Source organism: Vagococcus fluvialis, assembly GCF_003337315.1.
Lineage (GTDB): Bacteria > Bacillota > Bacilli > Lactobacillales > Vagococcaceae > Vagococcus > Vagococcus fluvialis.
Genome location: NZ_QPJV01000014.1, coordinates 17213 through 36739 on the forward strand (window position 1 = coordinate 17213; position 19527 = coordinate 36739).

The window sequence follows — 19527 nt, forward strand, 5'->3', positions numbered from 1 at the left end:
ATTATGACTTTTGGCCCTTAATTCGATCTTGTCCGTAAGTTCCAAACTTTTCAATAACTTCCTCTAATTGCTCATTTTCTAATAAGACTGGTGTGCCAATTGATTTTGCTCTGTAATAAAGTTTTGCAATAAATTCAATATCTTTTGCTACTGAAAATGCTGAGGCCAAATCTTCGCCTACCGTTAATACACCGTGATTACCTAATAAAATTCCTTTGTCATTTTTCATTGCGTCATAAGCCACTTCTGCTAATTTTTTAGTCCCGAAAGTTTCATACGGACAACATCTAATTCTTGTTCCAACTGAACCAATAATATAGTGAAGCGGCAATATATCTTCATGTAAGCAAGCAAAAACTGTAGCATAGTCTGAATGTGTATGAACAACAGAATTAATAGTTGGTGTTCTTTCGTAAAAAATACGATGCATATCATATTCACTTGATGGTTTACGATTTCCCTCTAAAACGTCCCCTTCTAAAGTCATTAAAACAATGTCTTCTTCTGTTGTTTCATGATAAGGAATTCCACTTGGTGTAATTAACATCACATTATCTTTTCTAATAAAAATACTTAGGTTACCACCAGTATCAGTTGTTAAACCTTCAACTAATAATTGTTTACCAAAAGCTACTAGTTCTTTTCTCTCATTTTTATATCTCATGGCTTTTCTCCTTTAATCTGATGAACTTTAATAAAATCTTTCTTGTTCTGTTTCAAAATAACTGTCTAAATCATAGGGAGAGTACACGCCTTTATCAGTCACTATGCCACTGATTCTAGATGGTGCTGTAATATCAAATGAAGGATAAATTCCTTGAACACTTGGTAAAGTATTTGGAATTCCTCGATATTCTAAAACTTGTTTAGGGTCACGTTCTTCAATGACAATATCTTTTCTTGAAAATTTATCACTATCTGGAATTCCTGTTACAAAATAAGGAACTCCATAATGTTGAGCTAAGATAGCAATCTGATTTGTGCCTATTTTGTTAGCAATATGCCCATCTCTGGCAATTGTGTCTGCTGCAGAGGTAAACACATCGATTCCCTTGTTCTCCATTACATAAGCCACCATATTGTCTGTAATAACTGTTGTTTGAAAGCCTAAGTCTGCGGCACAACTTGAAGTTAATCTAGCTCCTTGAAGATACGGTCTTGTTTCAGCACAGTAAACATGCAAGTCATAATTTTCCTCTTTTGCTGCTCTAAGAAGCGTTCCCACAATTGTTTCTCCAAAACATTGAGTTAGAATATTCGCTTTTTTCGGTATTTTTTTCAAAAGAGTTCGTCCCACACCATCCATAATGCTATAACGACGATTCAAAGAATCAATAGTTGTTTGAAAAATAGCTTCAATAGGTGATTCATCACTATTAATTGCTGTTTTTCCAACATTTAAACAGTTCATTGTAATCTGAGTCATTCGGTTAGCTGTTGTTGGTCTAGCATAACCAATTGTCTTAGCTGCTTGTTCTAAAAATTCAATTTGTTTGTCTTTTGGTAACTCTTTAGATTCATACGCTGCTAGAGCCATACCCATACCTGCTGCTGTATAAGGTCCTGCACTTTGGGTTACCATATCAGTAATAGCCTGAGCTACCTCAGCATGAGTTGAACATTCTACAAATTTAATTTCTGTAGGATAAATTCTACGGTCTAAAATTCTAACTTTTCCTTCTTCATACCAAGCCACGTTTTCATATTGTAGTAAAAACGGCATATTATAATCTGCTCTTTGTCCCATAGATAGTTTCTCCTATTCTTTAATTAAGTCGTATAAATTAAGTAGTTCAGCACCTGCTTTTATCTCGTGACGTTTCAGAATTAATTCACTACCTAATAATAATAAATTTCTCTCCATTTGAACACGCTTCTCTCCTACCGGGGCAGTTGCCACTTCTCTGACCCGTGCATCTCCAATTGTACGGCGGATAATTTCAGTTCCAGCATAACCTAAAGTATCAGATATTACTTCATTAATATAATTTTTAATAAAGTATGAATTCAAATAAATATCCAAGGTTACTTGTTTATTGAATTCTCTAATCAATTTTTCTTTGACTAAATCGATTATCTGACTAATAGTTTCTCTTAACCACTGTGTAAATTGACTACTTCCTTCATACATTTCTGTTTTAATTAAAGGAAAAAATAAATTGCCAATAACATTACCGATGTCATATCCCATAGGTCCATAAAAAGCAAACTCTGGATCGATTACTTTCATGCCTTCTTGATTAATAAAAATAGAACCTGAATGTAAATCCCCGTGAAGTAACGATTGAGCATTATTCATATAGTTATTTCGAAGTTTTCCAACTTCCCCAATTAAAACCTCATTTTGATAAAGATATTTCTCAACAAATTTTTGATTTTCCTTTGAAATGATATTTCGGTTTTTATAATCATTATAAGGTTCTGTGAACACTAAATCTTCACTAATATCACACATATCACTATTAATAAATTGTTGCACTCGTTCCTTTTTAATTTGTGGTTTTAAAATCAAATCAGTTGTTGAAAGTAGTGTCTGTACTAAAAAAGTACTGATATCATCAGCAAATTTTGGAAATATTAGTTGATTTTCTAACTCATATCTTAAATTTTTAAATGCTGAGATATCTTCCATGATCAGAACTGCCATTATTTCATCATAGGCATAAATCTCAGGGACATATTTTGGGACTAGACTGTATTGGAGAATCAAAGCCTCTGCTTCTATTTTGTTACGTTCAATATCAAGAGCTCGACCAGAGGAGCGTAGTACTTTATCGGCTTGTTTAAGTACAACGCTTTTTCCTGATTCTAAATCTTTAACCAGAAAAACATAGTTAATGTTACCATCACCAATTTCTGTTACTGAAAGGTTTACCTTTTCATCAAATAAATCTACTTGTTCTAAAACATATTCCTTCACTTCTTCATGATTCATTAAAAAATGTGTTCTAAATCTTCCCATTACTTTTCCCCTAAAAAAAGAAGCTCAACTGAAAAATAAGTCCAGCTAGCTTCTATTATTTTGTCATTTATTTTAGTAATAAACTAATTAACAAACCTATTACTTGAGCTCCATTAAACATAATTAAATTTTTAATTGAGATACTAAAAGTTGTCGCTTTTTCTTGTTTCCCACTAAAGGTTTTAACATTTTGATTAATTTTAGGGAAAGTCAGTAAGACTACTAACATTGCCCAATGATAAAAGCCTAAAATAACACCACCTATAGTAAATGTATAGCAACTATACATTAATAATTGGAATAATTTAACACCATTTTCTCTGCCAATATAGTAAGGTAGTGTGTAACGATGATTACTAATATCTTGTTCTAAATCACATAAATTATTTGCTAGCATAATATTAGCAATAGTAAAAATCATGGGTACCGATGCCCAAATAATTGCGATTAATGCTTTGATTTGAATATGTAATAATATTTGACCATCTCTAATAATAAAATCTAAAATACCTAAATCAAAGATATTTAGATAAATTGTAATAAAGAATATTCCAAATCCCATTGTAACACCACTAAAAATTTCTCCAAGTGGCATACGTGACAATGGCACTGGTCCAAAGGTATAAAAAATACCAATTAAAAAACATAGACCACCCATTGCTAGTAATAATAAACTTGTTTTATAAGTTAAATATAAACCTACTAAACTAGAAAAAGTAATCATTGAATAAATCAAGTAGGATACTTTTTTCTCACTTAATTTAGCAACACCTAAAATATTTGTATTTTCTTGATAATCATCATTTTTAGCTTTTTTAAAGTCCATTAAATTATTAATTGCTGTTGTTGCCATATCAAAGACAAGCATGGCTAAAAAGAACAATATCATGTTTTCTCCATTAACTTGACCAAAGAAAAAGGCAGAAAATAATAAACCAACTAAAAACGGAAACAGACTAGCTAATTTTGTTCGAATTTCAACTAATTCAAAAAAAACTTTCATTGTCATTTTTATACCCTCACTATTTCAAATCCTTAATATCTTTTACTTGATAAGGAGAATCTTCATTTAATACAAAGCGATCCTGAACACCACTACTTAAATAAATATGGTCTTCTTTAGTTACAAAAATAGCATCTATATCTTTTCTAGCTTCAACGTATTCCATCCCATTTTTGACACCCATTGCAAAAACACCAGTTGATAAACCATCTCCTGCAGTTGACGTTTCAGAAATAATTGTCACACCTGCAATTTCATTTTCAAAAGGATAACCTGTTCTTGAATCAAATAAATGGTGATATAATTTACCATCTACTTCTAAGTTTCTTTCATAAATACCAGAAGTTACTAGAGACATATCTTTATTAGTGACTGAACCAACAATCGTATTTCTAGCTTCATTTGGATCTTGGATTCCAATTTTCCAATTGCCATCTTTACTCTTAGGACTATCTCCTAAAACATAAATATTTCCACCTAAATCAACAATTCCAGATGTCACTCCATTATCAACTAATACTTGAACAGCCTCGTCTGTAATATAACCTTTAGCAATAGCTCCTAAATCCAGACGCATTCCTTTTTCTTCAAGGAAGACAGTTTTTTCTTTTTCATCTAATTTTACTTTGTGATAGTCCACTAATTTTAAAGCTTCATCAATTTCAGATTGCTCCGGTTTTCTAGCGTCATCAAAACCAATATGCCATAATTCAGTGATTGGTCCAATAGTTAAGTCGAACCCACCCTTAGAATCTTCACTGTAATAAAGAGAATCTTCAACTAAACCATATACGTCATCAGAAACTTTAACAGGCTTTATACCAGCTTGGTCATTAATTTCTTCAATCTCAGAACCAGAGCCTTTTTCATTCACAGTAATTTTTTTATCTAATTCTTTAATACGATCAAATGTTTTTTCTAAAACATCTTCTTTACCTTCATCAAAAATTTGAACTCTGACATAAGTTCCCATTAAAAATTCTTCTTTTTTATATGGTTCTTTTAAAAGAGTAACGTTCTCTGTTGTTTCTTTTTTAGTCTTAGATTCCTTTGAATCTGAACTACAAGCACCTAAAGTAAGTGACATAGCAGCGACAGATAAAAGCATTAAAACACTTTTTTTGTTTAACTTCATTCGTCTACCTCCATTGTTCTATTCTTTTTAATTTAACTACAATTCCCAATCAATTTCAAATAAAAAAGGCAGCAAGTCAACTGACTTGCTGCCTTTTTAAACTGACTAATTATTTACCAAATACAATGTTATCAACTTCGATTTTAGCAGTGTCGCCTTTTTCTGCAGCGTTGATTAATTGTTCAGCATACATTTGGAATGAATGAGTTGAATGAGTTGCCCCAGTCACTACGTCCATTTCAGATGGTTTTTGTTTTTCAACTAATGCTTTGTTTAATTCTGGAATGAATTTTTCTGGGCTGTTACCAGCTTTTTCTTCCATCATTTTGTTATAGTCAGCATCTTCTGTTTTTGATTTTCCTTCAGCGTTGATGTTGTCATATTTAGATTCTGCAATTTTTCCATCTTTAACAACTAAAGTAAATGCTGTACGGTAACCATTAGATTCATTTTTCTCTTCTAATGTGTATTCACCGTCTTTTAAGTCAGCTCCGTTATCGATTTCGATTTTATCTGTTTTACCAGCTTGAGCAGCTTGAATTAATTGTTGTGCATAGTTTTTGAATGATTCTGTAGAATGAGTTGCTCCTGTTACTACGTCTACTCCATCAGCAGATTGTGCAGCTAAGAAAGCTTCGTTTAATTCTGGGATGAATTTTTCTGGTTTGTTACCAGCTTTTTCTTCCATCATTTTATTGTATTCAGCGTCTTCAGTTTTTGATTTTCCTTCAGCGTTGATGTTATCATATTTAGATTCTGTGATTTTTCCGTCTTTAACTACCATTGTGAATACAGCGCGGTAACCATTGTTTTCGTTTTTCTCTTCTAATGTATATTCACCGTCTTTTAAGTCGCCACCTGCGATTTTTTCAGCTGGTGCTTCTTCTTTTTCCTCACTTTTAGCTACTTCTTCAGTTGAAGCTGCTGATGAATCTTTAGTATCTTTATTGTCTTTTCCGCCACCACAAGCAGCTAATAATAAAGTAGACATTACTAAAATTGTAGTTCCTGTGATTAATTTTTTCATTTTCATAATATAAACCATCCTTTATTTTTTTATTAAAAATATGTGAACTATTTTACATAATTAATTTTATAACATTGTTGAACAAATTGCAACGCTTTTTTAGTCACTTATTCATTTTTTCACAAATTTTTAATGAAAGCCGATATTCCTTAAAAAATATCCCAAAAGATGAAATTTTGTTAGACTTTTAACCTATCTAGCTTTATAATAAAATACGATTGTGTATTTTATTTCACGTAATCATTTTTCTTATTATTATATTTTATCTACGAAAAGGGGAGACTTATAATTATGGCTAAAACAGAGATTGTTGTAGTCGGTGCTGGGTATTCTGGTATAGCTGCAACAAAAATGTTGTCAAAAAAGTTAAAAAGTAATAATGATATTCATATTACTTTGATTGATCGTCATTCTTATCAAACAATGATGACTGAGCTTCACGAGGTTGCAGGTGGACGTGTAGAACCTGAAGCCATTCAATATGACTTACAAAGACTATTTTGTAAGAGAAAAAATGTTAGTATTGTAACAGATTCTGTTGTCAACGTTGACAAAGAAGGAAAAGTAGTTAAAACAGAGCGTGGTTCTTACGCTTTTGATTACTTAGTATTAGCAATGGGTGGAGAGCCTAACGACTTTGGTACTCCAGGTGTTAAAGAGAATGGTTTCACTTTATGGTCAATGGATGACGCTATTAAAATCCGTGAACATATCGAAAAAACTGTTACTTTAGCTTCTATGGAACCTGATGCTGAAAAACGTAAAGCAATGCTTAACTTTGTTGTCTGTGGTTCTGGATTTACTGGAATCGAAATGGTCGGAGAATTAATCGACTGGAAAGACATTATTGCTAAGAAAAATAAACTTGATCCAAGCGAAATCAACTTAATGGTAGTTGAAGCGGCTCCAACTATTTTAAATATGTTAGACCGTAACGATGCTGGAAAAGCTGAAAAGTATTTAATTAAAAAAGGTGTTAAAATCTTAAAAGATACACCTATCGTTGAAGTTGCAGCAGATCATATTGTTCTTAAATCTGGTGAAACTATTCCTACTCATACTTTAATCTGGACTGCTGGTGTTAAAGCTAACAGTGATGCTGAAGAGTTTGAAATGGAATCAGCTCGTGCAGCTCGTTTAGTAGCTAATGAGTATATGCAAGCTAAAGGTTATGAAGATAAAGGTATCTACGTAATCGGAGACTTAGTTTACTTTGAAGAAAAAGAAAATATGCCTACACCTCAAATCGTTCAAGCAGCTGAGCAAACAGGTCACTGTGCAGCTAAAAATATTTTAGCTGAAATTAACGGTACTGAAAAAGAAGCTTATAAAGGTAAATATGATGGATTCATGGTTTCTATTGGATCTAAATATGCTGTTGCTTGTGTCTTTGACAAGATTCACATGAGTGGATTCTTCGCTATGTTAATGAAACATATTATCAACCTACGTTACTTCTTTGATATTCGTTCAGGTTACTATATGTTCCAATACATCATCCATGAATTCTTCAGAATTGGTGATGAAAGAAATATTATGCGTGGTCATACTTCACGTAACAGTAACGTTTTATGGTCAGTACCATTACGTGTTTTCTACGGTTCTGTATGGTTAGTAGAAGCAATGAAGAAAATTGTTGGTAATGGTAAATTATTCAGCCCAAGTACTTGGTTTGGTGAAGGTTCATGGTTTACTGATAGTGTAGCTTTCCCATTCCCATGGTTACAACAAGCTGCTGATGCAACAAGTGGTGCAAGTGCTGCTGAGGGTGCTGGTGACGCTGTTGCTGCTATTGCAGATCCTGTATTTGGTTTAAGTTATGCCTACGGTGAAGAACCTATGACAGTCTTTAAAGAAATGCCAGGTTGGTTCTCAAAAATTATGGAATTTATGATGCCTAACACTGAAGTTGCATTATTCATGCAAAAATTCATGACAATTTTTGAAGTTGCTTTAGCCTTAGCAATTATCGTTGGTCTATTCACATGGTTAGCAAATGCGACAACTATTGTCCTAGTTATTATGTTCTGTTTATCAGGTATGTTCTACTGGGTTAATATTTGGTTCCTATTTGTAGCCTTTGCTTTAATGAATGGTTCAGGACGTGCCTTTGGTTTAGATAAATGGGTAATTCCATGGATTCAAAGAACTGTAGGTAAATGGTGGTATGGTGATGTTAAATCACGCTACGGTGAAAATGCCTAAACTATAACTTTTTAGAGGTTGACCAATAAGTGTCAGCCTCTTTTCATTTATATAGTCACTTTATTTTTTCGATACTACTTTTATTTTCAGTTGATTTCCGTTATATATAATAGTATTCTCACTATGATAGGAGATTTTTAACATGAATAAAAATAAAAGATTAATATACATCTCATTACTTGTTGCTCAAGGTGTCATTATTGGTTTATTAGAAAATATGATTCCTTTTCCCTTTGCATTTGCTCCTGGAGCCAAATTAGGTTTAGCAAATCTCATTACGATTATTGCTATTTTTACAATGCCAATGAAAGATAGTTTTTTATTAGTCATTTTAAGATTATTCCTAACAACTCTTTTAGGTGGAACACCTTCTACTCTTTTATATAGTGCTGGTGGAGCTATACTGAGTTACTTTGGAATGCTGTCACTTAAACAGCTTGGACCTAAACGAATCAGTACCATTGGAATTAGTGCCTTTGGTGGTTTTCTACATAATGTAGGACAGTTACTTGTTGCTAGCTGGATAGCTCGCTCTTGGAATGTACTACTTTATCTACCAGTCTTATCTTGGATTGGAATATTAGCAGGTATTGCTATTGGAATTGCTGCTAATTATGTCATGACTCATGTTAAAACCATTCAAGAATTTAAACTCAATTATGATTAAGGAACAAACCTTTAAAGAGGAGCTTACTTATGAACATTCATCCAATGTGGGATAATTATCCCTCAATAAAAAAAGACCTGAAAAAAACACTTGAACTTATGTCATCTTCTATTGATTTACCTAATAAAGAAATAGAAAAAACAATTCTTGAGTTGTTTCATTCAGGTGGTAAATTACTAAGACCTGCTTATTTATTATTATTTGCAGAACTTGGCAAAAAAACAGATAAGAAAAAAAGCATCGCCTTAGCTGCTGCGATGGAAACTCTTCACACTGCGACTTTGATTCATGATGATATTGTTGACGAGGCAGATCTTAGACGTGGTGTTTCCACACTTCAAACTAAATTTGATAAAGATGTAGCTGTTTATTCAGGAGATTATCTTTTTATTGTTTGTTTTAAATTATTAGTTCAATACACAGATTCATTAAAAAGCGTGAAATTAAATACAACTAGTATGGAAAAAGTATTACTTGGTGAATTAGGCCAAATGAATACACGTTATCATATGGATGTAACAGTTGATGAATACATCCAAAATATTTCAGGAAAAACAGCAGAGTTGTTTGCTTTAAGTTGCTTCCTTGGCTATTACGAAAATGGAGGTTCATCAAGAATAGCTTCCACTTGCCGCGAAATCGGTAAGTCAATAGGAATTGCCTTCCAAATTGTTGATGATATTCTAGATTACTCTCAATCAGAAGAATCAATTGGAAAACCTGTTTTAGAAGATGTTAAGCAAGGTGTTTACAGTCTTCCTTTAATTTGTGCCATCGAAGAAAATAAAGCTTATTTCGAACCTTTATTATCTAAAAAAGAAATGATGACTGATGAAGATGCTCAATTAGTTCATCAAGGTGTTGTTACTTACAATGGTGTCAAAAAAGCCTATGATTTAGCTGATAGCTATACTCAAAATGCACTATCTCTAATAAAAAAATTACCTGATAATAAAGAAAATACAAAAGATACTATTTATGAAATCACCAAAAATATTTTAATAAGAACCAATTAAAAAAAGATTTAGACAAGTAGTCTAAGTCTTTTTTTTTCGTTTTTTTCACATATATAAGAAAATATTGAATTATCGCTATAACCCTTGATACATACACCTTTATTTATATTTTATACTACGTAATCTATAAAAGGTAATAAATTTATACACACGTTTCTTTTACTTCGTTTTATGATAAATCTATAGAAAAAAGAAGATTTTAATTTTATCGATAAATGCGAAATCTCACCATTAAATATATGGAGGGATTAGTATGAAACAAAAATTAATTATTGGATTTGCTACTTTATCACTTTTGGTAGGTGTTGCCGGAGCCCTATCAGAATATAAGGTAAAAGAAATAAACGTTGTTGCTGCCACTGTATCTTCAACAGATAGATTAGCTAATTTACCTGTTACTAAAAAAAGTAATCCTATTATTTTAGGTCAAAAAAATTGGGATGTTTTCCAAAATGATACAATTGATGTTTTAGATGGAGTTTCTGCTACTGATAGTCACGGAGAAACAATCAAAGTTACTGCTAGTGAATTTTCAACTAAGGAGGTAAAACGTCAAACAGTTACCTTAACAGCCACTGACAAATATGATAATGAAACAAAAGAACTTATTACAGTTAATGTAAAACCTAAAAAAATAATTGAACAACCTCAAGAAACTGTTGTTAATATGTCAGCACCTGTAGAAGAGGCTACTGTTAATAATCTTGTTGCTCCTGTAGAAGAAGCACCTACTGAAACACAAACAGTTACTTATAAAGAAAAACCAGCTCAACCAACTTGGCTCCCTTACACAATGTATCTTGGTGGCATTAGTATTCCTTATCAAAATGCTGGTGAAGGAAGTGGTCAAGCTGTCATTGATAGTAATCGAAATATGGTTGCTACTTTTGGTGGGGCTACTGTTCAATCACCAAATGATGGCGTTAATACACACTTTATTGGTCACAATCCTGGCATTTTTAATATTCTTTTCTCATTAAGTGTTGGAAGTGAAGTTACTGTGACTGATGCAAATGGAACACCAGCCACTTATATAGTAGGTAATATTTTCCAAGTTGATGATTATGGAACTAATATTGCAACTAATGAAAACTGGGTAGATTATATTCTTGATCCTGGAACAGAAGAAAGAATCACTCTTCAAACTTGTGTTAATGATGATATTAATTTAGTTGTAGTTGCTTTTCCAGCTTAATAAGAGAAGAGTTTCATTTATAATTTAATGAAACTCTCTCTTTTTGCTTATTTATATTATGCGTATTCCATCACAATCCTTGTTACTTTCTTGCATTCCCATGACAAGCTCTATATAATCAATAGCGACACACTAAAAAGTGAAAATAAAAAAAGTGAGGGATTCCATGATTACTGTATCAAACGTAAGTCTACAATTTCCAGATAGAAAATTATTTGAAGATGTAGATATTAAATTCACTCCTGGGAACTGTTATGGATTAATCGGTGCTAATGGTGCTGGTAAATCAACATTCTTAAAAATATTATCTGGTGAAATTGAACCATCAACTGGTAATGTGACTTTAGGACCAGATGAGCGTTTAGCAACTTTAAAACAGAACCACTTTGACTATGAAGATCAAACAGTTTTACATACTGTTATGATGGGACATAAACGCCTTTATGAAGTCATGCAAGAAAAAGACGCTATTTATATGAAACCTGATTTTTCTGATGAAGATGGTATTAAAGCTGCTGAACTTGAAGGTGAATTTGCCGAATTAAATGGATGGGAAGCTGAACCTGAAGCATCAAGCTTACTTCAAGGATTAAATATTCCAGAAGAATTACATGATTTAAAAATGGCTGAATTAACAGCTGGACAAAAAGTGAAAGTTTTACTTGCCCAAGCTTTATTTGGACAACCTGATGTTTTACTATTAGATGAGCCAACAAACGGTTTAGATCGTGATTCTATTGCTTGGTTAGAAGAATTTTTAATTAACTCAGAAAATACAATTATTACTGTATCCCATGACCGTCACTTCTTAAATAAAGTTTGTACTCACATGGCTGACTTAGACTTTGGTAAAATCAAATTATTCGTAGGTAACTATGATTTTTGGTTAGAATCAAGCCAATTAGCTGCAAGATTACAAGCTGACCAAAATGCTAAAAAAGAAGAAAAAGTAAAAGAATTACAAGACTTTATTGCAAGATTTAGTGCTAATGCTTCTAAATCCAAACAAGCAACGTCTCGTAAAAAAATGTTAGATAAAATTGAGTTAGATGATATTCAACCATCTTCACGTCGTTACCCATTCGTTGGGTTTAAAGCTGAACGTGAAATTGGAAATGACTTATTACAAGTTGAAAATATTTCTAAAACAATTGATGGTAAGAAAATTTTAGACAATGTGTCTTTCACTCTTAGAAAAGATGATAAAGCTGCCTTTATTGCTAAAGATGATATTACTACGACTATTCTTTTCAAAATCATTATGGGTGAAATGGAACCTGATTCTGGTAGTGTTCGTTGGGGTGTTACTACAAGCCAAGCTTACTTACCAAAAGATACATCAGATGAATTTGATACAGATCAATCAATTGTTGATTGGCTACGTCAATACGCTTCTAAAGAAGAATCAGACAATACATTTTTACGTAGTTTCTTAGGTCGTATGTTATTCTCAGGTGAGGACGTACTAAAATCAGTTAACGTTCTTTCTGGGGGAGAAAAAGTTCGTTGTATGTTATCTAAATTAATGCTTTCAAAAGCAAATGTTTTAGTTTTAGATGATCCAACAAATCACTTAGACTTAGAATCAATTACAGCATTAAACGATGGGTTAATTGCTTTTAACGGTTCTATTCTATTTGCTTCTCATGACCACCAATTCATTCAAACAACAGCAAACCGTATTATTGCAGTTTCAGACAACGGTGTTGTTGACCGTGCTGAAACAACTTATGATGAATTCTTAGATAATGAAACAGTTAAAGAACAATTAAAAACAATTTTTGGTAAATAAAAAAATGCTGTGACTTAGTTTAGTCACAGCATTTTTCAATTTTTTGAAAGTAATAAATTTTTAATAAATTGCCCAATACCTTAAAGCTTCTTCAGTTAAAATATCTTCTGAGAAAGCTTGTTCAGCATGACCTTTTTTTTTCGTGTCACTTGGATTATTAATCCAGAAAGTATTATTTGTTTCATCATAACCAGTTAAAACCATAATGTGTCCTACTTCAGTAAAATAACCTGGTTTAACGGAAACAATAACTGGATGAGATTTTTTTAAATGCATTTTCACTAGCTCTTTTTGATCGACTAAATCCTCATATTGATATTTTTTTTCCTTAGCAAATTCACCAAAAATATGCCAATCCGTTCCTGTTTCTTTTTCAAAATATGCATTACCAGACCAGTCAAGAATATCTAAAGGACTCTGAAACTCTTCTTCTAAATAAGAACTTACCATAGCTAAAGAAGCTATTGCACATCCATTAATAGCTATCGTATTCTGTAGAGGCTCTTCATTAGGAACGCCGTAAAAAACCTCACGCCAAGGTTCCTCTGTTTGTATAATCAAAGGCACAGACATCCGGTTATCAAATTCTTTATTGTTAATTTTATCATTCATTTTTTCTTGATAAGTTCTTTTAGCAAGCTTTTGAGCTGCTTGTTCTTCTTTTTTTCTTTCTGCTTCAACAATTTTAGCAGCTTCCACTCTTTGATTTGTTACAAAACGAGTTAAATAAACTGTAAAAAAGAGTGAAATAATTGCTAGAGTACTTAACACTAATAACAGTTCGGGAGACTTCTTTTTCAACTAACCACACCTTTTTAAACGTTTAATACCTTTATTATGCCATAAAACAGAAAAAATACAAAAAAATCGCTAAAAAGCGATTTTTTTATTTATTAATTCCATAAGAAAAGATAGCAATCGCACCATATCCTGTATGGCTTGCAATTGTTGGACCCATTGGTAATAATTCAATACCTTTTATAGGAATATTTTTTTCTATTAATTCTTTTACATGCTCAGCAGCTTCTAAATCTCCTGCATAAGCAACTAATAACGTTTGCTCTTCACTATTTTCAATCGTTCTTTTAGTTTCTGAAACAATTTTTTCTAGTGATTTATTACGACCACGAGTTTTTCCAACATTAACTAGTTTCCCATTCTTATCAACGTTTATAATTGGTTTAATCTTTACTAAACTACCAATAGCAGCACTGGTTTTAGATATTCTACCACCTCTTTCTAAGTGGTTTAAATCATTAACAGTCACCCAAGAATGCACACGATTAATATTATTTTCTAACCAATTAATTGCTTCATCAATTGTTTTTCCATCAGCTCTTTGTTTAATCATTTCTTTAACTAATAACCCTTCACCTAATGAGGCCGCTTTTGAATCAATAATTTTAATATTCACAGATTCATTTTCTTCTTCTAAGAGTCTTAATGCTGAATAAGCATTTCTTTGAGAGCCACTTAATTCCGATGAAAATGCTACGTATAATAAAGGAATTTCTGAGTTAATATATTTTTTAAATACTTCACTGTAAGCACCAATATTGATTTGAGACGTACTTGGCATTTCACCTAACTTTAATTGATCCATAAACCAGTTATAATCAAAGGTTTTTCCTAAATCATCAACATATTCTTTATAATTTAAATTAATAATCATACTAACAAGTTCAACATTATTTTCTTTTAGGTAATCAAATGGTAAATCACAACATGAATCAACTAATAAATCAAATTTTTTCATCATTCTCACACTCCTTCTCATATCTTACTATTATTTTAGAAAAAAAAGAAGAAGAAGCATTCAAACTTCTTCTTCAAAAATTATTAAATTTGTGCCCAAACACTTTCTAATACATTTGTTTGAGTTCTATCTGGACCTACTGAGAAGGTAGAAATTCTAACACCTACAAGTTCAGAAATACGATGAACATAATTTCTAGCGTTTTCTGGAAGTTCAGCTAATGTCTTACATCCAGTAATATCTTCTGACCAGCCAGGTAATTCTTCATAGATTGGTTTACAACGTGACAATTCTTTTAAGCTTGCTGGATAGTGGTAAATTTTTTCTCCATCTAACTCATATGCTGTACAAATTTTAACAGTTGGTAAACCTGTTAAAACATCAATTGAGTTTAGTGATAAGTTAGTAATTCCTGATACACGTTTTGAGTGACGCATGACAACTGTATCAAACCAACCAACTCGGCGTGGGCGACCTGTTGTCGTTCCATATTCACGACCAACTTCACGAATTTGTTGACCTGTTTCATCAAACAATTCAGTTGGAAATGGTCCATCCCCTACACGAGATGTGTAAGCTTTACAAACACCAACAACTTTATCAATTTTCGACGGGCCTACACCACTACCAATGGTTACTCCACCCGCTACTGGATTAGATGACGTTACAAAAGGATATGTTCCTTGATCGATATCAAGCATAACTCCTTGAGCACCTTCAAATAATACACGTTTACCTTGATCTAGAGCATCATTTAAGATCACTGAAGTATCAGTTACATATTTCTTAATTTCTTGTCCATATTGATAGTACTCTTCAAAAATATCATCAAAAGATAAACTTTCTGAATCATACATTTTCGTAAATTGACGATTTTTTTCTTCTAAATTAATTTTCAAACGCTCTGCAAAAATTTCTTTATCTAACAAATCAGCAATACGAATTCCTACACGAGCCGCTTTATCCATATATGCTGGGCCAATCCCTTTAATAGTTGTCCCAATTTTGTCTTCGCCTTTAGCATCTTCTTGTAATTGATCTAATTTAATATGATACGGTAAAATAACATGAGCACGATCTGAAATTCTCAAATTATCTGTTGAAATATCATGATCTGCTAAGTATTGTAATTCTTTAGTAATTGATTTAGGGTTAACAACTACTCCATTACCGATAACACTGATTTTATCTTTATAAAAAATACCTGATGGAATTAAATGAAGTTTATATGTTGTCCCATCAAATTGAATTGTATGACCTGCATTATCTCCACCTTGGTAACGTGCAATTACTTCAGCATTTTCACTTAAAAAATCCGTAATTTTCCCTTTTCCTTCGTCGCCCCACTGTGTTCCTACTACTACAACTGATGACATATCTTAACACTCCATTCTTCTATTGGTATTACTTAACTATTTTAACAAAAAAAACTGTTATTCGCAATAAAACCGAATGTTATTTAATTATTAATGTTATATAACATTAATAAACGAACTTAAAACTCTTCGCGAGGAGAAACAGATGAAAACTTGTTGTATTCTTTTATAAATAATAATTCAACTGTTCCCCTAGCACCACTTCTGTTTTTCTCAATAATAACTTCAATCACATTATTATTCTCTTGCGGTTCCTCATCTTCTCCTTCTTCACTACGATAGTAATCATCACGGTAAAGAAAAGCCACAATATCTGCATCCTGCTCAATTGATCCAGATTCACGAATATCACTTAATACTGGTCGTTTATCTTGTCTTTGTTCGACACCACGTGATAACTGAGATAAAGCTATAACAGGTACTTTTAATTCCTTAGCTAATTTTTTTAACTGTCTTGAAATCTCAGATACTTCTTGTTGTCTGTTTTCTCGTCCAGTTCCTTCAATTAACTGTAAGTAGTCAATTAAGACTAATCCCAAGCCACCTTGTTCTTGATGAAGCTTACGGCATTTAGCTCGAATCTCAGAGATTTTAATACCTGGTGTATCATCAATAAAGATATTAGCTTTTGACAAACTTCCCATTGCGACAATAATATTATCCCATTCTTCATCTGATAATTGACCCGTTTTTAAATGTCCAGCTTCTACTAAACCTTCAGAACATAACATACGGTTAACTAATGACTCCGCACTCATCTCTAAACTAAAGATAGCTACAGATTCATTCGTTTTAGTTCCTACGTTTTGCGCAATATTTAAAGCAAAGGCTGTTTTACCTACCGCAGGACGAGCAGCTAATATAATTAACTCTTCGGCTTGCAAACCTGCTGTCATTTTATCTAATGCATGGTAGCCAGTAGGTAATCCTGTAATAGCTTCACCTTGCTGAGATAATTTTTCAATTGTATTAATTGAATCTCCTAATACATCTGCGATAGCTAAGAAACCACTTCGATTTCTTTTTTCTGAGACCTCTAATATTTTTCTTTCAGCCTCATCTAAAATACTCTCAACATCTTCTTCTTGCTCAAAACCACTTGATACAATATCAGTGGCTGTTTGGATTAAATTTCGTAGTAACGACTTTTGTTCTACAATCTTTGCATAGTAACCAACGTTAGCCGCTGTTGGTACACTTAAGGTTAGTTCTGATAGATAACTAACACCACCAATATCTTCTAACATATTTTTTTGTTCTAAATGTTCTTTAATAATAATCGCATCTATAGCTTCACTTCGATTATTTAGATCAATCATTATTTGAAAAATAGTTTGATGGCTTCTACGATAAAAATCCTTAGCTTCTATATATTCCATTGCTTCTACAATAGCATCTGAGTCCAAAAAAACAGAACCTAATACTGCCTGTTCTGCTTCAACACTTTGTGGTGGTATCCTATCTTGCTGGATAAGTTCCATTTCTTATTCCCCTATCCTAACTTTTATTCTGCAATAACGTGAACACGTAATTTTGCAACAACATCTTTATGTAACTTAGTAGGTACATTAGTGTAACCTAATGCTTTAATTGGTTGTTTTAAATCCATTTTTCTTTTATCAACTTTAATGTTATGTTGTTTTTCTAAAGCATCCGCAATTTGTTTTGATGGGATAGATCCGAATAAACGACTATCTTCACCAGCTTTTGATTTAATAATCACTTCAAATTCTTCTGCTTCAATAATTTCTTTTAATTTTTCTGCTTCTGCTAAAACTTCAGCATCTTCTTTATTTTTAGCATTTGTTTTACCTCTTAATTCACTCATTGCTTGCGGAGTTGCTTCTACTGCTAATCCTTTTTTTAATAAAAAGTTTTGTGCATAGCCAACTGCAACCTCTTTTACTTCACCTTTTTTACCTTTACCTTTTACATCTTGTAAAAAAATTACTTTCATGAAGAAACACTCCTTATCTATAGTTAAACTTTCATTAATTACTCTACTATTTTAACACATTTATGATGTTACATGAAATGTTAATATAAATGTTTCACGTGAAACAAAAAAAGACATTCATTACTTAAATGAATGTCTTTATCTATTATTGCTCTTCACCAACGAATGGTAATAAGCCCATAATTCTTGCACGTTTAATTGCAATAGTTAATTTTCTTTGATGTTTTGCACAAGTACCAGTCACACGACGTGGTAAAATTTTACCTCTTTCAGAGATAAATCTTGATAGTAATTCAACATCTTTATAATCGATATTATCAATATGGTTAGCTGTAAAGTAACATACTTTACGACGTTTTCTTCCGCCTCTTCTTTGTTGAGCTGCCATTTTTGCTCCTCCTATTCTGTTTTAGAATGGTAAATCATCATCCGAGATATCAATTTGTGATGAGCTTCCAAAAGGATCGCTATCACGATCGAAATTCGGCATTTCATTTTTACTTGAAGATTGGCCGCCAAATGATTGATTGTTTTGGTTTTGAGAAAAACTATTGAAGTTATTTCCCACATCTGACTGTCCAAAGCCACCTGATTGTTGTCTTTGTTCAGACACATTACGTGATTCTAATAATTGGAAATTATCACATACTACTTCTGTCACATATACTTTTTGACCTTGTTGATTTTCATAATTACGTGTTTGAATACGGCCTACAACACCTAGTAATGTACCTTTTTTGGCATAATTAGCTAATGTTTCAGCAGGTTTTCTCCAGATTACACAATTAACAAAATCTGCTTCTCTCTCCCCACTTTGGTTAGTGAAGTTACGATTTACAGCCAAGTTAAAAGTTGCTACAGCTGATCCGTTAGAAGTAAATCTAAGCTCTGGATCTCGAGTAAGTCTTCCTACTAGCACAACGTTATTAATCATTTGTCGTTCTCCCCTCGTTTTTTAATGTTTCACGTGAAACATTGATTAGTTTTCTTCTTTAACAATCATGTGACGTAAAATATCGCCATTGATTTTAGCTAAACGATCAAATTCACTGATTGCTGCTGCATCTGTTGCTGAAGAAACTTTAACGATATGGTAGATTCCTTCACGGAAATCTTGGATTTCGTAAGCTAGACGGCGTTTGCCCCATAACTTAGATTCCAATACTTCTGCACCGTTATCTTTCAAGATTGAATCAAAACGATTTACAAGAGCAGTTTTTGCTTCCTCATCAATGTTTGGACGGATAATATACATAATTTCGTATGTGTTTGCCTGTTTCATTGATTTTCACCTCCTTATGGACTAAAGGTTCCTATTCAGTAATAGGAACAAGGAGAGTAAGCTAAAAATAGCTTACTCACAATACAATATTATACAACTTATTTCCAACTAAATCAACAGAAATTATTATTTTTTCAATATTTCTCACATGTTC

At 32.4% G+C, this 19527-nt stretch carries 19 protein-coding genes; 5 read left to right on the forward strand and 14 right to left on the reverse strand.

Annotated elements, in window-relative coordinates; genetic code table 11:
* Position 1 precedes the first annotated feature (1 nt).
* The 6 genes from DFR54_RS11415 to pplA all read right to left on the reverse strand — a co-directional run bounded on the left by DFR54_RS11415 (position 2) and on the right by pplA (position 6133).
* Positions 2 to 664, reverse strand: coding sequence for an L-fuculose-phosphate aldolase (locus tag DFR54_RS11415; protein WP_114290332.1), 663 nt, complete (start codon positions 662 to 664; stop codon positions 2 to 4).
* 27 nt (positions 665 to 691) lie between these two features.
* Positions 692 to 1747, reverse strand: a complete 1056-nt coding sequence (locus DFR54_RS11420) for an S-methyl-5-thioribose-1-phosphate isomerase (RefSeq protein ID WP_114290333.1) — start codon at positions 1745 to 1747, stop codon at positions 692 to 694.
* 12 nt (positions 1748 to 1759) lie between these two features.
* Complete coding sequence (mtnK, locus tag DFR54_RS11425) at positions 1760 to 2962, reverse strand: S-methyl-5-thioribose kinase (protein ID WP_114290334.1); 1203 nt, start codon at positions 2960 to 2962, stop codon at positions 1760 to 1762.
* A gap of 67 nt (positions 2963 to 3029) precedes the next feature.
* Positions 3030 to 3971, reverse strand: coding sequence for a 1,4-dihydroxy-2-naphthoate polyprenyltransferase (gene menA / locus DFR54_RS11430; RefSeq protein WP_114290335.1), 942 nt, complete (start codon positions 3969 to 3971; stop codon positions 3030 to 3032).
* A 13-nt stretch (positions 3972 to 3984) separates the two neighbouring features.
* A complete protein-coding gene (locus DFR54_RS11435; RefSeq protein ID WP_086340732.1) occupies positions 3985 to 5100 on the reverse strand; it encodes an FAD:protein FMN transferase in 1116 nt (371 codons plus the stop codon).
* A 109-nt stretch (positions 5101 to 5209) separates the two neighbouring features.
* A complete protein-coding gene (pplA, locus tag DFR54_RS11440; RefSeq protein WP_086340733.1) occupies positions 5210 to 6133 on the reverse strand; it encodes an extracellular electron transfer flavoprotein PplA in 924 nt (307 codons plus the stop codon).
* A 285-nt stretch (positions 6134 to 6418) separates the two neighbouring features.
* Between pplA and DFR54_RS11445 the strand changes: the two genes are divergently transcribed.
* The 5 genes from DFR54_RS11445 to DFR54_RS11465 all read left to right on the forward strand — a co-directional run bounded on the left by DFR54_RS11445 (position 6419) and on the right by DFR54_RS11465 (position 13002).
* The gene (locus DFR54_RS11445; RefSeq protein ID WP_114290336.1) at positions 6419 to 8332 is read left to right on the forward strand and encodes an NAD(P)/FAD-dependent oxidoreductase; all 1914 of its coding nucleotides are present in this window, start codon (positions 6419 to 6421) and stop codon (positions 8330 to 8332) included.
* Positions 8333 to 8474: 142 nt separating this feature from the next.
* Positions 8475 to 8999: a Gx transporter family protein gene (locus tag DFR54_RS11450; protein ID WP_114290337.1), complete on the forward strand. Its 525-nt coding sequence runs from the start codon at positions 8475 to 8477 to the stop codon at positions 8997 to 8999.
* Positions 9000 to 9028: 29 nt separating this feature from the next.
* A complete protein-coding gene (locus tag DFR54_RS11455; RefSeq protein ID WP_114290338.1) occupies positions 9029 to 10015 on the forward strand; it encodes a polyprenyl synthetase family protein in 987 nt (328 codons plus the stop codon).
* 253 nt (positions 10016 to 10268) lie between these two features.
* Complete coding sequence (locus tag DFR54_RS11460; protein WP_114290339.1) at positions 10269 to 11210, forward strand: sortase domain-containing protein; 942 nt, start codon at positions 10269 to 10271, stop codon at positions 11208 to 11210.
* Positions 11211 to 11376: 166 nt separating this feature from the next.
* Positions 11377 to 13002: an ABC-F family ATP-binding cassette domain-containing protein gene (locus DFR54_RS11465; protein WP_114290340.1), complete on the forward strand. Its 1626-nt coding sequence runs from the start codon at positions 11377 to 11379 to the stop codon at positions 13000 to 13002.
* Between the two features lie 60 nt (positions 13003 to 13062).
* Here the strand turns inward: DFR54_RS11465 and DFR54_RS11470 are convergent, their stop codons facing one another.
* The 8 genes from DFR54_RS11470 to rpsF all read right to left on the reverse strand — a co-directional run bounded on the left by DFR54_RS11470 (position 13063) and on the right by rpsF (position 19373).
* Positions 13063 to 13803, reverse strand: coding sequence for a C39 family peptidase (locus tag DFR54_RS11470; RefSeq protein WP_114290341.1), 741 nt, complete (start codon positions 13801 to 13803; stop codon positions 13063 to 13065).
* Positions 13804 to 13888: 85 nt separating this feature from the next.
* Complete coding sequence (locus tag DFR54_RS11475; RefSeq protein ID WP_114290342.1) at positions 13889 to 14761, reverse strand: DegV family protein; 873 nt, start codon at positions 14759 to 14761, stop codon at positions 13889 to 13891.
* An 80-nt stretch (positions 14762 to 14841) separates the two neighbouring features.
* Positions 14842 to 16134 (reverse strand): adenylosuccinate synthase, encoded by a 1293-nt coding sequence (locus tag DFR54_RS11480; protein WP_114290343.1) that lies wholly within the window; start codon positions 16132 to 16134, stop codon positions 14842 to 14844.
* 119 nt (positions 16135 to 16253) lie between these two features.
* A complete protein-coding gene (gene dnaB, locus DFR54_RS11485; protein WP_086340742.1) occupies positions 16254 to 17615 on the reverse strand; it encodes a replicative DNA helicase in 1362 nt (453 codons plus the stop codon).
* A 23-nt stretch (positions 17616 to 17638) separates the two neighbouring features.
* On the reverse strand, positions 17639 to 18091 hold the full coding sequence (gene rplI / locus DFR54_RS11490; RefSeq protein WP_114290344.1) for a 50S ribosomal protein L9: 453 nt from the start codon (positions 18089 to 18091) through the stop codon (positions 17639 to 17641).
* Between the two features lie 145 nt (positions 18092 to 18236).
* Positions 18237 to 18479, reverse strand: coding sequence for a 30S ribosomal protein S18 (gene rpsR, locus DFR54_RS11495; protein WP_086340744.1), 243 nt, complete (start codon positions 18477 to 18479; stop codon positions 18237 to 18239).
* A gap of 21 nt (positions 18480 to 18500) precedes the next feature.
* The gene (gene ssb, locus DFR54_RS11500; protein ID WP_114290345.1) at positions 18501 to 19025 is read right to left on the reverse strand and encodes a single-stranded DNA-binding protein; all 525 of its coding nucleotides are present in this window, start codon (positions 19023 to 19025) and stop codon (positions 18501 to 18503) included.
* A 45-nt stretch (positions 19026 to 19070) separates the two neighbouring features.
* Complete coding sequence (gene rpsF / locus DFR54_RS11505; RefSeq protein WP_086340746.1) at positions 19071 to 19373, reverse strand: 30S ribosomal protein S6; 303 nt, start codon at positions 19371 to 19373, stop codon at positions 19071 to 19073.
* Positions 19374 to 19527: the final 154 nt, after the last annotated feature.

What these genes read in the sequence shown, in the direction of transcription:
- DFR54_RS11480 (WP_114290343.1), bottom strand. Translation starts at nt 16,134, where the DNA reads ATGTCATCAGTTGTAGTAGTAGGAACACAGTGGGGCGACGAAGGAAAA.
- rpsR (WP_086340744.1), bottom strand. Translation starts at nt 18,479, where the DNA reads ATGGCAGCTCAACAAAGAAGAGGCGGAAGAAAACGTCGTAAAGTATGT.
- DFR54_RS11420 (WP_114290333.1), bottom strand. Translation starts at nt 1,747, where the DNA reads ATGGGACAAAGAGCAGATTATAATATGCCGTTTTTACTACAATATGAA.
- menA (WP_114290335.1), bottom strand. Translation starts at nt 3,971, where the DNA reads ATGACAATGAAAGTTTTTTTTGAATTAGTTGAAATTCGAACAAAATTA.
- DFR54_RS11465 (WP_114290340.1), top strand. Translation starts at nt 11,377, where the DNA reads ATGATTACTGTATCAAACGTAAGTCTACAATTTCCAGATAGAAAATTA.
- ssb (WP_114290345.1), bottom strand. Translation starts at nt 19,025, where the DNA reads ATGATTAATAACGTTGTGCTAGTAGGAAGACTTACTCGAGATCCAGAG.
- rplI (WP_114290344.1), bottom strand. Translation starts at nt 18,091, where the DNA reads ATGAAAGTAATTTTTTTACAAGATGTAAAAGGTAAAGGTAAAAAAGGT.
- pplA (WP_086340733.1), bottom strand. Translation starts at nt 6,133, where the DNA reads ATGAAAATGAAAAAATTAATCACAGGAACTACAATTTTAGTAATGTCT.
- DFR54_RS11455 (WP_114290338.1), top strand. Translation starts at nt 9,029, where the DNA reads ATGAACATTCATCCAATGTGGGATAATTATCCCTCAATAAAAAAAGAC.
- DFR54_RS11445 (WP_114290336.1), top strand. Translation starts at nt 6,419, where the DNA reads ATGGCTAAAACAGAGATTGTTGTAGTCGGTGCTGGGTATTCTGGTATA.
- DFR54_RS11450 (WP_114290337.1), top strand. Translation starts at nt 8,475, where the DNA reads ATGAATAAAAATAAAAGATTAATATACATCTCATTACTTGTTGCTCAA.
- rpsF (WP_086340746.1), bottom strand. Translation starts at nt 19,373, where the DNA reads ATGAAACAGGCAAACACATACGAAATTATGTATATTATCCGTCCAAAC.
- DFR54_RS11460 (WP_114290339.1), top strand. Translation starts at nt 10,269, where the DNA reads ATGAAACAAAAATTAATTATTGGATTTGCTACTTTATCACTTTTGGTA.
- mtnK (WP_114290334.1), bottom strand. Translation starts at nt 2,962, where the DNA reads ATGGGAAGATTTAGAACACATTTTTTAATGAATCATGAAGAAGTGAAG.
- DFR54_RS11415 (WP_114290332.1), bottom strand. Translation starts at nt 664, where the DNA reads ATGAGATATAAAAATGAGAGAAAAGAACTAGTAGCTTTTGGTAAACAA.
- DFR54_RS11435 (WP_086340732.1), bottom strand. Translation starts at nt 5,100, where the DNA reads ATGAAGTTAAACAAAAAAAGTGTTTTAATGCTTTTATCTGTCGCTGCT.
- dnaB (WP_086340742.1), bottom strand. Translation starts at nt 17,615, where the DNA reads ATGGAACTTATCCAGCAAGATAGGATACCACCACAAAGTGTTGAAGCA.
- DFR54_RS11475 (WP_114290342.1), bottom strand. Translation starts at nt 14,761, where the DNA reads ATGATGAAAAAATTTGATTTATTAGTTGATTCATGTTGTGATTTACCA.